This is a genomic window from Flavobacterium ranwuense, assembly GCF_004349315.1.
GTDB lineage: Bacteria > Bacteroidota > Bacteroidia > Flavobacteriales > Flavobacteriaceae > Flavobacterium > Flavobacterium ranwuense.
The window spans coordinates 278,838-292,012 of record NZ_SMLH01000003.1 but is presented as its reverse complement, the minus strand read 5'-3'; the positions used below and the strand labels follow the sequence as shown (position 1 = coordinate 292,012).

Genomic DNA, 13,175 nt, shown 5'->3' with positions numbered 1-13,175 from the left:
ATGTTAAAAACTAAACCACAGCTGAAGCAAATTCCATTCGAACACTTCCATCTTCATCGATTTTTGTCAAATTGATCTCGTGCAATGTATTTACTAATTCTGGATTCCAAGGTGTTTTTACTTTCACATAGTTTTCGGTAAACCCGTGAATGTACCCTTCTTTATTTTCACTTTCAAATAAAACGGTTCTATTGGTTCCCAATTGACTTTCGTAAAAAGCACGGCGCTTTTTAACCGACAAACCGCGTAACATTTTGCTGCGTTTTGCACGAACATTAGCAGGAACAACACCTTCCATCACAGCAGCTTCGGTATTATCACGCTCTGAATACGTGAAAACATGCAAATATGAAATATCCATATCATTCAAGAAATGATAAGTTTCCAGAAAATGTTCATCTGTTTCGCCAGGAAAACCAACAATCACATCCACACCAATACAAGCGTGTGGCATCACTTCCCTAATTTTATTCACTCTTTCAGTATATATTTCGCGTTGGTAGCGACGTTTCATCAACTTGAGGATATCGTTACTTCCGGATTGCAACGGAATGTGAAAATGCGGTACAAATGTTCTGCTTTTTGATACAAATTCTATCGTTTCATTTTTCAATAAATTCGGTTCAATAGACGAAATTCGTAATCTTTCGATACCTTCCACTTTATCCAATTCCTGGATTAATTCTAAGAAAGTATGTTCGTGTTTTTTATTTCCAAATTCCCCTTTACCGTAATCGCCAATATTTACTCCGGTAAGAACAATTTCTTTAATATTTTGTTTCGAAATCTCAGAGGCGTTTTTCAATACATTCTCCAATTCATCACTTCTCGAAATTCCTCTTGCTAACGGAATGGTACAATAGGTACATTTGTAATCACAACCGTCCTGAACTTTCAAGAAAGCTCGGGTTCTGTCACCTATAGAATAACTTCCTACGTAGAAATCAGCTTCGGCAATCTCACAGGAATGTACTTCACCAAAATCATTTTTGGACAAATCATTAATATAATCAGCAAGCTTAAATTTTTCTGTTGCACCAAGAACTAAATCCACGCCATCAACTGCTGCTAATTCCTCCGGTTTCAATTGTGCATAACAACCTACTGCCGCAACAAATGCCTTATCATTCAATTTCATCGCTTTTCGCACGACTTGCTTGAACTGCTTATCTGCATTTTCCGTCACCGAACACGTATTAATCACATACATATCAGCCACTTCCTCAAAATCGACACGATCAAAACCCTCATCTTGAAGATTACGGGCAATAGTAGAGGTTTCTGAAAAATTCAGCTTGCAACCCAGCGTATAAAAAGCAACTTTTTTTCTGTTTTCCATAATTTGTCTTAAACTAATGAAATCGTTGTCAAAAAATTTAAGTCCGCAAATTTACGAACTAAAATCTATAAATTTTCAGATAACACCCATTTAATTAAAAACTAAACCCGACACTCAGGCTCTTTTAGAAGATTAAGTATCGGATAATAAATTATTATTTTTTGAATTAAAATCTTAGTTCAAGATAAATCGTCTCACAACCTCAGCCACGCCATGATTATTATTTGAAGCTACGATAAAATCTCCTTTATCTCTCAATTCAGGATCTACATTATCGACCCAAACCCCCAATCCTGCATATTCGATCATGGTTAAATCATTTCCAGCATTTCCTACAGCTATAATCTCGCTTTGAAGAATATTCAGTTTTTCAGCTAAAAATTTTATACTGGCACCTTTATCAATTCCATTTTGTGCTACTTCAAGAAAAAAGGGTTTTGACATGCTGACACTAAGGTGTGGCATAGCTACTTTCAAGTCTTTTTCTACTTCTTTAAGATAAATTGGATCTTCTAATAAAATACATTTTACAGCTGAAGACTGAACCTCATCTTTAAAACTCACAACTTTATTATGCGCTAAACCTGTGATGTTTTTTTCGATTTCGATAAATTCAGAATTTGTCTCGCTCACAATTTTCCCATCAAGATAAGTAATAATATGTGTATTACTTTTTAAACTGTAATCATACAATTCATGAATTTGTTCTTGAGTTAACGTTTGCTCAAAAATGACTTTATCTTCCTTTAAATCTGTAATGACAGCGCCGTTATACGATATCATATAGGAATTATCTAATTGCAATTCTTTGGCATAAGCAGTCATTGCAGGCGTTGGTCTTCCGGATGCCAGAATAACATAAACACCAAGTTCCTGCGCCTTAGACAACATCTCTTTATTCTCGTTTGAAATGGTATGATCATCAGTCAACAAAGTGTCATCCATGTCCAAAACCAACATTTTATATTTCATACTATTTTTTTTTCGAATGCGTTAAATACTCATTCTGAATTCTTCAATAACAGGATTAGCTTTAGAAAACTCTGTTTCCTGAATAAACAATTCCACAGCTTGGCCTAATTCTCCAAATCCTCCTAATCGAGCAGACTGTATATTGTTTTTTAAAACGGTTTCTACTCCTATTGCTTCAATTCTTTCTTGTAATGCTAAAGCTAAAATTTCACTTCCCGAAAACACTTTCATTAATCCCATCTTATTGTATTTTATTATTTATTACCGCTTTCTTCATCACCTTCTAATTCCTCAAAATCATCATCTCCATCTGCCTCAAAGTTTTCTTCCTCTTCTAAATCTTCTTCGACTCCATCAAAATCGAATTCAAAAGGTTCTACTAGCATTTTTTCAGCAAGGACTTCTATACGTTCTGTAAATTGTTCCGAGAAAATAACACGTTGGGTTCTGACAATGCTATTCGAAATACGCATGATTTTTGTTTCATGACGCAATTTCAAGATTGGATCTGCATCATCCAAAATAAACATTTTCAATCGGTTTACATTAAATCCAGCTGTGGTAAACATTTCACTTAACTTATTTGGAGTCCCAATCAACACGTCTACTCCGCTAGAAATATAATTTTTATCGTATTCCATATCTCCTTTATCATGAACACCATAAACTTCTAAATTAGAATTTTTTCCGTATTTTTCAAAAAGTGATTCCATTTCCAACACTTTGGCTTTGTCTTCGACAATAATCAAAGCCCTTGGTGATTCTTCGGTTGCGCCTGCCAATCTCTGAATTACATTCAGCACAATTGTAGTTGATTTCCCGCTTCCTTTTGGTGCAATAATAATACAATCTGAACCACTTTTCATTGTTGAAAATGTTTCTTTTTGCATTGCATTGGCCTCGGTTAAACCGTTTTCAATCAGAGCTTGTTGCAACTCTTCGTTTATTTTTTTTAGTTTCATTTTTTATGATTGAAAGATTAAAAATTGAAAAATTAAAAGATTAAAACTATTGCCAAATCTTTAAATCATTAAATTTTCAAATCATTAAATTAATTTTATTTCGATGCGAATAACTTCACATCATTCTCGGAAATTTCGCTTCCGCCAAGGATAATCAAGCGCTCCACTACATTTCGCAATTCACGGATATTTCCTGTCCAATCGTATTCTTGTAATAAATGAATCGCTGCCGCAGAGAACTTTTTCACTGCATTCCCTTGCTCAGAAGCAATTTTATCTGCAAAATGTGAAATCAACATCGGAATGTCATCTCGTCTATCATTCAATGATGGAACTTTAATCAAAATTACTGCCAAACGATGGTATAAATCCTCACGGAAACGACCTTCGGCAATTTCTTTTTTCAAATCTTTATTAGTAGCAGCAACAACACGAACATCAACTTTGATGTCTTTGTCTGCTCCTACTCTGGTAATCATACTTTCCTGTAAAGCACGTAATACTTTGGCTTGCGCCGAAAGACTCATGTCACCAATTTCATCCAAGAAAATAGTTCCCTTATCAGCCGCTTCAAATTTTCCTGCGCGGTCTTTTACTGCCGATGTAAACGCCCCTTTTACGTGACCGAATAATTCACTTTCTATCAATTCAGATGGAATAGCGGCGCAGTTCACTTCGATCAAAGGGAAATTGGCACGTTCGCTTTTTTCGTGTAATTGATGCGCAACCAATTCTTTTCCGGTTCCGTTTGGTCCGGTGATTAAAACTCTGGCTTCGGTTTGTGCAACCTTATCAATCATTACTTTGATGTGATTGATAGCTTCACTTTCGCCAATCATTTCATAGTTTTTACTGACTTTTTTCTTCAGAATTTTATTTTCAACCACCAATTGCTTTTTGTCTAAAGCGTTGCGAACCGTATTCAATAATCGATTTAAATCGGGCGGTTTTGAGATGTAATCAAACGCTCCCAAACGCATCGTATTGATAGCCGTTTCCATATCGCCATGACCGGAAATCATCACCATAGGAATTTCGGGTTTGATTTTTTTGACTGCTTCCAGAACCTCAACACCATCCATTTTTGGCATTTTGATATCACACAAAACCAAATCGTAATCGTTGTTTTTTATTTTTTCAAAACCTGCAACACCATCTTCGGCTTCTTCAACCTGATAGGTGTCGTTTTCTTCAGAGAGTATTTTTGTAAGTACTCTTCGAATGGCGGCTTCGTCTTCTATGATTAGTATTTTGCTCATTTTTGTTAATTTGTTAATTTGTTAATTCGGTTATTTATTTAATCGATTAAACGAATAATCAAATAACCGAATTAACCTTTATTTAATATTTCAACCATCGGTACATTTCACTCCACGTCGGTTTCTTGCCGTACATGAGTATTCCTATTCGGTATATTTTTGCGGCAAACCAAACTACAAAAAAGAAGCTTCCGAACAATAATGTAACTGATATTGCAATTTGCCACAAAGGTACACCAAACGGAATTCGCATCAGCATAACGATGGGTGAGGTAAGCGGAATCATTGAAAAAATGACTGCAATTGTCCCGTGTGGATCATTTATAACAGTGAAAAAGCCAACGTAAACGCTCAACATTAATGGCATAATGATAGGCAACAAAAACTGCTGTGAATCCGTTTGATTATCGACTGCAGCTCCAATTGCCGCGTAAAATGAACTGTACAAAAAATAACCGCCTATGAAATAAATCACAAATCCAATAAGAATACTTGCAATGGGCAAATTCCATAATTCTTTAATATACATTTGGGCAGTTCCAGTCATTTCCTGCTGTGCAGTATGCATCAATTCAGGTGAAACTCTAGCTGTTGGTCCCACATTTACTCCAAAAAAGACGGAGGCAGCAAACATTAATGACATTCCAATCATTGCCCATATAAAGAATTGCAGCAATCCAGCTAATGAAGTTCCTATGATTTTTCCCATCATCAATTGAAATGGTTTCACCGAGGAAATTATAATTTCTACGATTCGGCTGGTTTTTTCTTCGATCACGCTTCGCATCACCATGTTTCCGTAAATGATTATGAACATCATAATAAGATATCCAAATGCTCCTCCAATCCCGATTTTGATTTCGTTAAGACCTTTGACACTTTCTTCACCAGATGCTTTTGTTAAGCTGATATTCACTTTTGATTGGGCATTTTTAATTGCCAATGTATCCAAATGTGCTTTTTCTAAATTGTTTTTGGTCAGTTTACTTGCAATTACATCCTGAACATTTTCAATGAATGAAATACTTGGACTACTGTTTGAAATAAATTGGATTTTACTTTCGAAATCCTTGGAATTACTCACTTTTGGAATGTACAACAATCCTTGGTAGCTTTCATTTGTGATACTATCTTTCAGGGATTTTAAATCTATTAAAGACAAATCAAGGTATTTGTACGCTTGATTTTTATTATTTTGCGACGTAAATTCCTTTATGAACATACCCGATTCATCATGAATAGCAATTTGTTTGGTGTCTGCTTTCATGGAACTTAAATACGCTACAAAAACGGCTATTCCCACAAATAGTAACGGACTTAAAAAAGTCATAACAATAAAAGATTTATTGCGCACTTTGGCAATAAACTCTCTTTTTATAATTAATGATATGATGCTCATTTTTAGACTGCTTAGATTTTTAGATTATATAGATTTTTTAGAACGATTAGATTAGAAGACTGTAAAAAGTCTAACAATCTAAGAAGTCTAACAATCTTATTGTGTTACTGTTTGAATAAAAATGTCGTTAACACTTGGTATTTTTTCTACAAAATGCGTTACTTGACCGCATTGTGTCAGGATATTCAATAACTCATTTGGCGATGCATTCCCGAGTTGAATTTCCAGTTTTAATTCGTTGTTCAGTGATTTAAAATTAGCTGGACCAACGGTAAATTTCTGCGTAATAGCATACATCAAACCTTCTACATTCTCAGATAAAATACCCACTTCAAAACTATTGGTTTTAAATTGTCTTTTTACATCGTCCAGTTTTCCTTCAATCAGTTTATTGGATTTGTGAATCAGCGCAATATGATCACATAATTCTTCAACACTTTCCATGCGGTGTGTCGAGAAAATTATGGTAGCTCCTTCTTCCCTCAAGGCAAGGATTTCATCTTTGATAATATTGGCATTTACGGGATCAAAACCAGAAAAAGGTTCATCAAAAATCAACAACTTTGGCTTGTGCAAAACACATACCACAAACTGAATTTTCTGCGCCATTCCTTTAGAAAGTTCTTGAATTTTCTTGTTCCACCAGCCTTGAATCTCTAATCTTTCGAACCAATACTCCAGTTGTTTTTTGGCTTCAGCCTTAGAAAGTCCTTTCATTTGAGCCAAATACAAGCATTGTTCTCCTACTTTCATCGTGTTGTACAATCCTCTTTCTTCCGGTAAATAGCCTATATATTGAACGTGTTTGGGTTGCAGTTTTTCACCATCCAAAATAATTTCACCACTGTCAGGCAATGTAATTTGATTTATAATTCGGATAAGTGATGTTTTTCCGGCTCCATTTGGACCTAAAAGTCCGTAGATACTTCCTTTTGGAACAGTTAATGAAACCTCGTTAAGCGCCACATAATCACCGTATTGCTTGACAACTTTATTCACTTCAAGAATATTACTCATGCTTATTTTTTAATTGGTGTAAAAGTAAATAATTAGTGCCGAAATACTTAGAATAGTTTCATATATGTAGCATTTAATTTTTAGCGGTCATATATGTTATCGCCTTATATTTATTGGTGTCTGTTTGCAACAAACAAATTGTTAGTGGCGATTTCATAAAAAACCCATCCTTATTTTAACAAGGATGGGGAATATATTTTTTAAATTAGACGCTATAAATAGCATCTAACTTTTTATTATGAAAACATGTCTTTCACTTTCTCAAAAAATGACTTGTCTGATTTTTCCGGATTTGGAATAAAATTCTCGTCGGTAAGATTTTTTTCGAAAAACTGTTTTTGGTCTTTGTTTAACGTTTTTGGAGTCCAAACATTCACATGCACCAATAAATCACCGTTTCCGTATCCATTGATACTAGGAATTCCTTTTCCTTTTAATCTCAGAATTTTACCGGACTGAATTCCTTCTTCCAGTTTGATTCTCACTTTTCCATTTATAGCTTCGATGTCTTTTGAAATTCCAAGAACAGCTTCAGCGAAACTGATGTATAAATCGTAATGTAAATTCTCCCCTTCTCGTTTCAAGAACTCATGCTCTAATTCTTCAATAGCAACAATTAAATCTCCTGGAATACTGTTTCCCGGAGCATCGTTTCCTTTATTAGAAACTTTCAACTGCATTCCGTCCACGACACCCGCAGGTATTTTTATCGAAACCGTTTCATCTTCAAGAATCATTCCTTGTGAATCTGCTTCTGATGGTTTTCTATCTAAAATTTGACCTGAACCACTACATGTTGGACATGTAGAAGCAGATTGCATTCTGCCCAAAATTGTATTCGTAACGCGCATCACTTGTCCTTGACCGTTACATGTAGAACATGTTTTATAAGTAACTCCAGGTGCTTGAACTTTACGCTTTACTTTTACTTTTTTCTCCACGCCATTGGCAATTTCTTCCAATGTTAATTTTACTTTGATACGAAGGTTGCTTCCTTTAGCACGACGAACTCCGCCGCCTCCACCGCCTCCGAAACCACCAAAACCGCCTCCGAAAATATCACCAAACTGACTAAAAATGTCGTCCATATTCATTCCGCCGTGACCACCTCCGCCAAAACCGCCAGAACCATCAAAAGCTTGATGACCATATTGGTCGTATTTTGCTTTTTTCTGAGGATCACTTAATACTTCGTAAGCTTCAGCAGCTAATTTGAATTTATCTTCTGCCGATTTGTCTCCAGGATTTTTGTCAGGATGATGTGCTATTGCTTGTTTTCTATATGCTTTTTTAATTTCAGCAGCATCAGCATTTTTTGAAATGCCTAATATTTCGTAAAAATCTTTTTTCATTTTTATTTTTTCTTTTGTTGAATCGCACTGCAATGCGCCTCTACGCGTGATATAAATACGCGATTAATCACGAATCTATTACTGCCCTATAACAACTTTTGGAAAACGAATGATCTTGTCTCCTAATTTATATCCTTTTTCAAGAACATCAACAATTTTCCCTTTCATTTTGTCTGAAGGCGCAGGAATTTGAGTTATTGCTTCAGCAAAATCAGCGTCAAAAGCATCTCCAGCCTTTACCTCAACTTGCTCTAACCCTTTAGAAACTAAAGTGTTTTTTAATTTTTCATGAATAAGCTCCACTCCTTTTAAAAGAAGTTCATCTTCTGATTTGCTTATTTCTACAATCGCTCTGTCGAAATCATCTAAAACAGGTAACATGGCAAGCAAAACTTCTTGATTAGCGGTTTTAAACAACTCGATACGCTCTTTTGAAGTTCTACGTTTATAATTTTCAAATTCAGCAAATAATCGTAAATACTTGTCTTTCTCTTTGGCTAAATCTTGTGTTAATTGCTCTTCTACACCCAATTCCTCAATAATAAGCTGCTCTCCATTGGCATTATTCTCTAATGTTGCCTCATCTATTTCTTGATCGATTTCTGTATTTTCAGTAGTCATAGTACTTGTATTTTTAAAAATATTCTTAAACTTCATTTTTATTCTTTTCTATGGATTGCAAAAGTACTGCCAAATCTTATAAAATGTCAAATTGTCATCTTTTTATTGAATTTATAATTCTTTTTAAATTTTACACTCTTTAAAACAAATTTTCCTTCTCAAAAATTTAATATAATTTTAAGACTATCTCGAAATAGTTTATATAAATTTGTTTCAATTGTTTACCGTTATTTTTCTGTAAATGAAAAAACTAAAGTTTACCTACAAATTATTAATTCACCATTGTCTTATATTAAAAAAAGCTTCGTCTAGTAGACGAAGCTTTTTTTATGCTTTTAAAATAAAACTATAATAATGCGTTTTTTAAACCTTCAAAATCCACTGAAGTCTGTTCTCCGCTCACTAAATTTTTAAGCGAAAAAGAATTGGAAGCCATTTCTTGTTCCCCTGCGATTACCGCAAAAGGAATCCCTCTTTTATCAGCATGTTGAAACTGCTTCGCTACTTTCGCATTATCCGGATACAATTCTACTTTTACCCCTGAATTCCTTAATTCTTTTATCGCTTTCATCGCGTAAAAAGCTTCTGTATCACCATAATTAACAAACAACGCTTTGGATGTTGCGGTTACGGTTTCAGGAAATAAATTCAATTCTTCGATAACCAAATAAATTCGATCCAACCCAAAAGAAATTCCCACTCCGCTCATGTTTTTCAATCCGAAAATTCCGGTCAAATCATCATATCTTCCACCGCCACCTATGGATCCCATGGCAACTGATTTTGGCGGAGCCACTTCAAAAATAGCACCCGTATAATAATTCAATCCTCTGGCCAAGGTTACATCCAAATCTAAAATTGCTGTTGACAATCCCAATTCAGTAACATTGTCACAAATAAAACGCAGTTCTTCAACTCCTTTCATTCCTTCATTAGACTCCGCAAGCAAAACCGAAAGTTGATTTATTTTCTCTGAAATTGTTCCTGTGAAATTAAATAACGGCTGTACTTTCAGAATCGCTTCTTCCGAAATTCCCTTCTCCATCATTTCTTTTTTAACGCCATCTTCCCCAATCTTATCGAGTTTATCCAACGCAACGGTAAAATCTATTAATTTATCTGATGCGCCAATCACTTCAGCAATCCCAGATAATATCTTTCTATTATTGATTTTGATGGTTACACCTTCTAAACCTAAAGCAGAAAAAACAGTGTCGTACAATTGAATCAATTCTACTTCTTGCCACAATGATTTAGAACCTACCACATCAGCATCACATTGAAAAAACTCTCTGAAACGTCCTTTTTGTGGGCGGTCTGCTCTCCAAACGGGTTGAATTTGGTATCTTTTGAATGGGAATTCTATATCATTTTGATGTTGTACCACATAACGCGCAAACGGAACCGTTAAGTCATAACGCAAGGCTTTCTCAGAAATACTTGACGTTAATTTAGTACTGTCTTTATTTTCTAAATGAGTCGCATTGGCTTTCGCCAAATAATCTCCTGAATTTAATATTTTAAAAATCAAACGATCGCCTTCTTCTCCGTATTTCCCCATTAAGGTTTCGGAGTTTTCGAATGAAGGCGTTTCTATGGGTTGGAAACCAAATTTCTCGAAATTACTTTTTATAATCTGAATGATATATTGACGTTTTGCCACCTCAGTTGGTGAAAAATCTCTGGTTCCTTTTGGAATGCTCGGTTTTGATGCCATTTTTTGATTATTGGATTTTTAGATTTTCAGATTTAGGAATTGTTGAAAAAATTCCAAATTCTAATTCTTTGCAAATATCTTATTTTTAAAATAAATCTGTTTACAAATTTCAGCATTTTATTACCCGATGTCTAGCCCAGATTACAGCGGAAATAGGGAAGTGAAAAATAATATTGTTTTCTTGCCTGAAAGAGCGACCAAAGGAAGCTCCTTTTAGGCAATTTAAAACAAATTATTTTCACTGACAGGTTGTAGCGGAAAGCTGGAAATAGCTCCTAAAAAATAAATTAGACTTTTTGAAAAGGAAATTTGTAACAAAAATTGTATTTTCGTGTCAAACTGCTATGATGTTAAAATTATTCAAAGAAAATATTCGAATTGCATTCGGTTCCATCAGAACACAATTGTTGAGAACCGTTCTTACCGTGCTGATTATAGCTATTGGAATCACGGCTTTAGTTAGTATTCTTACTGTTGTTTCTGCTTTGGAAAACACTATTTCCTCTGATTTCGCATCAATGGGAGCCAATACCTTTAATATCAATCAATACGAAAACACAACTCGAAATCGTGGTAGCGGAGAAAGAGAAATAATAAATCCAATCATTTCTTACCCTGAAGCGGTCGCTTTTAAAAATAAATATAAATATCCTTTTACTGAAACTTCGCTTTCTTTTACCGCAACTACTGCTGCCGAAGTAAAATATGAATCTTCTAAAACGGATCCCGAAAACACGGTTGTTGGTGTCGATGAATTTTTTGTTACCAACTCCGGGTTAGAAATCAGCTCCGGACGTAATTTTACGGGATTTGACATCGATAACAATGCCTATGTGTGTATTGTAGGTTCTGATTTTGAAAAAGAATTATTAAAAGATGTAAATCCTATTGATAAAATTATCTCGATTCGAGGAGCCAAATTTAAAGTTATTGGAGTCCTAAAAGAGAAAGGATCAACCTTTGGGAACAGTCAAGATTTAAGGATTTTAATACCTATTCAAGTGGCACGTTCCTTGTTTACTGCACCAAACATAAATTACACCATGAGCGTCATGGTTTCTAAAAAAGAATTTTTAGATAAGGCAATAGACAACGCGACAAGTACTATGCGCCGAGTTCGTAAATTAAGTCCGGTAAAAGACAATAATTTTGGAGTAGTTCGTAGCGATGACCTCATCAACAAAATCCTTGGAATCACACAATATCTGGGGCTTGCATCTTGGCTTATCGGCATCATCACCGTTCTTGGATCTTCAATTGCCTTGATGAATATTATGATTGTTTCGGTAACCGAGCGCACAAGGGAAATAGGGGTTCGGAAAGCCTTGGGAGCCAAAAAAACGACAATTGCCTTTCAGTTTTTTATAGAAACATTACTTATTGGTCAATTAGGTGGATTAGTCGGTATAATTTTTGGAATCTTAATTGGTTTTGGTATTGCAACAGCAATGAGTTTCGATTTTGTAATTCCCTGGGGCGCCATTATGTCCGCGTTTATAACCAGTTTTATCGTGGCAATCGTTTCCGGTCTATATCCAGCTGTAAAAGCTGCGAAACTGGACCCAATTGAGGCATTACGATATGAGTAGATTAGAGTCTTAAGGGTGAGATGTGAAAAGTAAAAAGTGAATCGAGATATTCGGTTTTTACTTTTCACATCTCACTTTTTACCAAAAACCATCCTGTCACTCCCGTAAATATCTTTTCGTAATTCGATGTTTTTAAAATTCATTTTTTCGAGTAAATCGACCATTTCTTTTCCTAAATACTGATTGATTTCAAAATACAATTCTCCGTTTTCAGATAGGTTTTTCTGGGCCAATTCGGCTATTTTTTTATAAAAAATCAACGCATCATTATCTTCTACAAAAAGTGCCAAATGCGGTTCATTCTCCAATACATTTTTCTTGATTTCCTCCTTTTCTAAATTGCGAACATATGGCGGATTAGAAACAATAATATCAAATTGTTGCATTAAATCTTCCGTTTCAAGAATGTTTTGATTGATAAAAGTAACATTTACGGAATTATTTTCTGCGTTTTTTTGGGCTGTAGCCAAAGCCTTCTCAGAAACATCAATTGCAAAAACCCGTGCATTTGGAAGGTTTTTTGCTAATGAAATAGCGATACAGCCACTTCCAGTTCCAATATCTAGAATCTTTACTTTTTGACTTTCGGCTTTTGACTTTTGACTTTCTAAAATCCATTCAACTAGTTCTTCGGTCTCTGGTCTTGGAATCAAAACGTTCTCATTGACTTCAAAATCCAATCCATAAAAACTCGTTTTCCCTAAAAGATATTGTACTGGAATTTCCTGTTTCAATTGTTCTGAAATCGAATTCCAAACTACAATTTCTGCTTCCGAAAAAACCAAATCAGGATGCAACGCCAAGTCTATTCTTTTCAATTGATGTTTTTCTTCTAAAATTAAATAGAAAAAACTCTCCGCTTCTCCAGCATCATAAATTGGAGTCAGTTCTTGAATAAATTGGGTTCTGTATTCTTTTATTTTCATTTTATTGGGTTATCGATTCTAT

The 13,175-nt window shown here is 34.8% G+C and carries 12 protein-coding genes; 1 reads left to right on the top strand and 11 read right to left on the bottom strand.

The features are described 5' to 3' along the window. Nucleotides 1–10 precede the first annotated feature (10 nt). From mtaB to hisS, 10 genes are all read right to left on the bottom strand, one after another. On the bottom strand, nt 11–1,339 hold the full coding sequence (gene mtaB, locus E0I61_RS07885; protein WP_131992310.1) for a tRNA (N(6)-L-threonylcarbamoyladenosine(37)-C(2))-methylthiotransferase MtaB: 1,329 nt from the start codon (nt 1,337–1,339) through the stop codon (nt 11–13). A gap of 174 nt (nt 1,340–1,513) precedes the next feature. Continuing rightward, nucleotides 1,514–2,311, bottom strand: a complete 798-nt coding sequence (locus E0I61_RS07880; protein WP_131992307.1) for a Cof-type HAD-IIB family hydrolase — start codon at nt 2,309–2,311, stop codon at nt 1,514–1,516. A 21-nt stretch (nt 2,312–2,332) separates the two neighbouring features. After that, nucleotides 2,333–2,551 carry a putative signal transducing protein gene (locus E0I61_RS07875; RefSeq protein WP_131992304.1) on the bottom strand — a complete coding sequence of 73 codons (219 nt, stop codon included), beginning with the start codon at nt 2,549–2,551 and terminating at the stop codon, nt 2,333–2,335. A 14-nt stretch (nt 2,552–2,565) separates the two neighbouring features. Continuing rightward, nucleotides 2,566–3,273 (bottom strand): DEAD/DEAH box helicase, encoded by a 708-nt coding sequence (locus E0I61_RS07870; RefSeq protein ID WP_132070505.1) that lies wholly within the window; start codon nt 3,271–3,273, stop codon nt 2,566–2,568. A 95-nt stretch (nt 3,274–3,368) separates the two neighbouring features. After that, nucleotides 3,369–4,532 carry a sigma-54-dependent transcriptional regulator gene (locus tag E0I61_RS07865; protein WP_131992298.1) on the bottom strand — a complete coding sequence of 388 codons (1,164 nt, stop codon included), beginning with the start codon at nt 4,530–4,532 and terminating at the stop codon, nt 3,369–3,371. 82 nt (nt 4,533–4,614) lie between these two features. After that, entirely contained in the window at nt 4,615–5,931 is a 1,317-nt protein-coding gene (locus E0I61_RS07860; RefSeq protein ID WP_132070503.1) for an ABC transporter permease, read from the bottom strand. A 96-nt stretch (nt 5,932–6,027) separates the two neighbouring features. Beyond that, nucleotides 6,028–6,948, bottom strand: a complete 921-nt coding sequence (locus E0I61_RS07855; RefSeq protein WP_131992291.1) for an ABC transporter ATP-binding protein — start codon at nt 6,946–6,948, stop codon at nt 6,028–6,030. Nucleotides 6,949–7,184: 236 nt separating this feature from the next. Next, the gene (dnaJ, locus tag E0I61_RS07850) at nt 7,185–8,300 is read right to left on the bottom strand and encodes a molecular chaperone DnaJ (RefSeq protein ID WP_131992288.1); all 1,116 of its coding nucleotides are present in this window, start codon (nt 8,298–8,300) and stop codon (nt 7,185–7,187) included. Nucleotides 8,301–8,378: 78 nt separating this feature from the next. After that, nucleotides 8,379–8,957: a nucleotide exchange factor GrpE gene (locus E0I61_RS07845; protein WP_131992285.1), complete on the bottom strand. Its 579-nt coding sequence runs from the start codon at nt 8,955–8,957 to the stop codon at nt 8,379–8,381. A 310-nt stretch (nt 8,958–9,267) separates the two neighbouring features. After that, nucleotides 9,268–10,638 (bottom strand): histidine--tRNA ligase, encoded by a 1,371-nt coding sequence (gene hisS, locus E0I61_RS07840; RefSeq protein ID WP_131992282.1) that lies wholly within the window; start codon nt 10,636–10,638, stop codon nt 9,268–9,270. Between the two features lie 344 nt (nt 10,639–10,982). Here hisS and E0I61_RS07835 point away from each other — a divergent pair, with 344 nt between their 5' ends. Next, a complete protein-coding gene (locus E0I61_RS07835; protein ID WP_165930194.1) occupies nt 10,983–12,227 on the top strand; it encodes an ABC transporter permease in 1,245 nt (414 codons plus the stop codon). A 71-nt stretch (nt 12,228–12,298) separates the two neighbouring features. Here E0I61_RS07835 and prmC read toward each other — a convergent pair whose 3' ends face one another. Then, complete coding sequence (gene prmC, locus E0I61_RS07830) at nt 12,299–13,153, bottom strand: peptide chain release factor N(5)-glutamine methyltransferase (RefSeq protein ID WP_132070501.1); 855 nt, start codon at nt 13,151–13,153, stop codon at nt 12,299–12,301. Nucleotides 13,154–13,175: the final 22 nt, after the last annotated feature.

Excerpts from the sequence above, each read along its gene's own strand:
- E0I61_RS07880 (WP_131992307.1), bottom strand. The coding sequence starts at position 2,311 with ATGAAATATAAAATGTTGGTTTTGGACATGGATGACACTTTGTTGACT.
- E0I61_RS07875 (WP_131992304.1), bottom strand. The coding sequence starts at position 2,551 with ATGGGATTAATGAAAGTGTTTTCGGGAAGTGAAATTTTAGCTTTAGCA.
- prmC (WP_132070501.1), bottom strand. The coding sequence starts at position 13,153 with ATGAAAATAAAAGAATACAGAACCCAATTTATTCAAGAACTGACTCCA.
- E0I61_RS07870 (WP_132070505.1), bottom strand. The coding sequence starts at position 3,273 with ATGAAACTAAAAAAAATAAACGAAGAGTTGCAACAAGCTCTGATTGAA.
- E0I61_RS07860 (WP_132070503.1), bottom strand. The coding sequence starts at position 5,931 with ATGAGCATCATATCATTAATTATAAAAAGAGAGTTTATTGCCAAAGTG.
- E0I61_RS07835 (WP_165930194.1), top strand. The coding sequence starts at position 10,983 with ATGATGTTAAAATTATTCAAAGAAAATATTCGAATTGCATTCGGTTCC.
- dnaJ (WP_131992288.1), bottom strand. The coding sequence starts at position 8,300 with ATGAAAAAAGATTTTTACGAAATATTAGGCATTTCAAAAAATGCTGAT.
- mtaB (WP_131992310.1), bottom strand. The coding sequence starts at position 1,339 with ATGGAAAACAGAAAAAAAGTTGCTTTTTATACGCTGGGTTGCAAGCTG.
- E0I61_RS07855 (WP_131992291.1), bottom strand. The coding sequence starts at position 6,948 with ATGAGTAATATTCTTGAAGTGAATAAAGTTGTCAAGCAATACGGTGAT.
- hisS (WP_131992282.1), bottom strand. The coding sequence starts at position 10,638 with ATGGCATCAAAACCGAGCATTCCAAAAGGAACCAGAGATTTTTCACCA.
- E0I61_RS07865 (WP_131992298.1), bottom strand. The coding sequence starts at position 4,532 with ATGAGCAAAATACTAATCATAGAAGACGAAGCCGCCATTCGAAGAGTA.
- E0I61_RS07845 (WP_131992285.1), bottom strand. The coding sequence starts at position 8,957 with ATGAAGTTTAAGAATATTTTTAAAAATACAAGTACTATGACTACTGAA.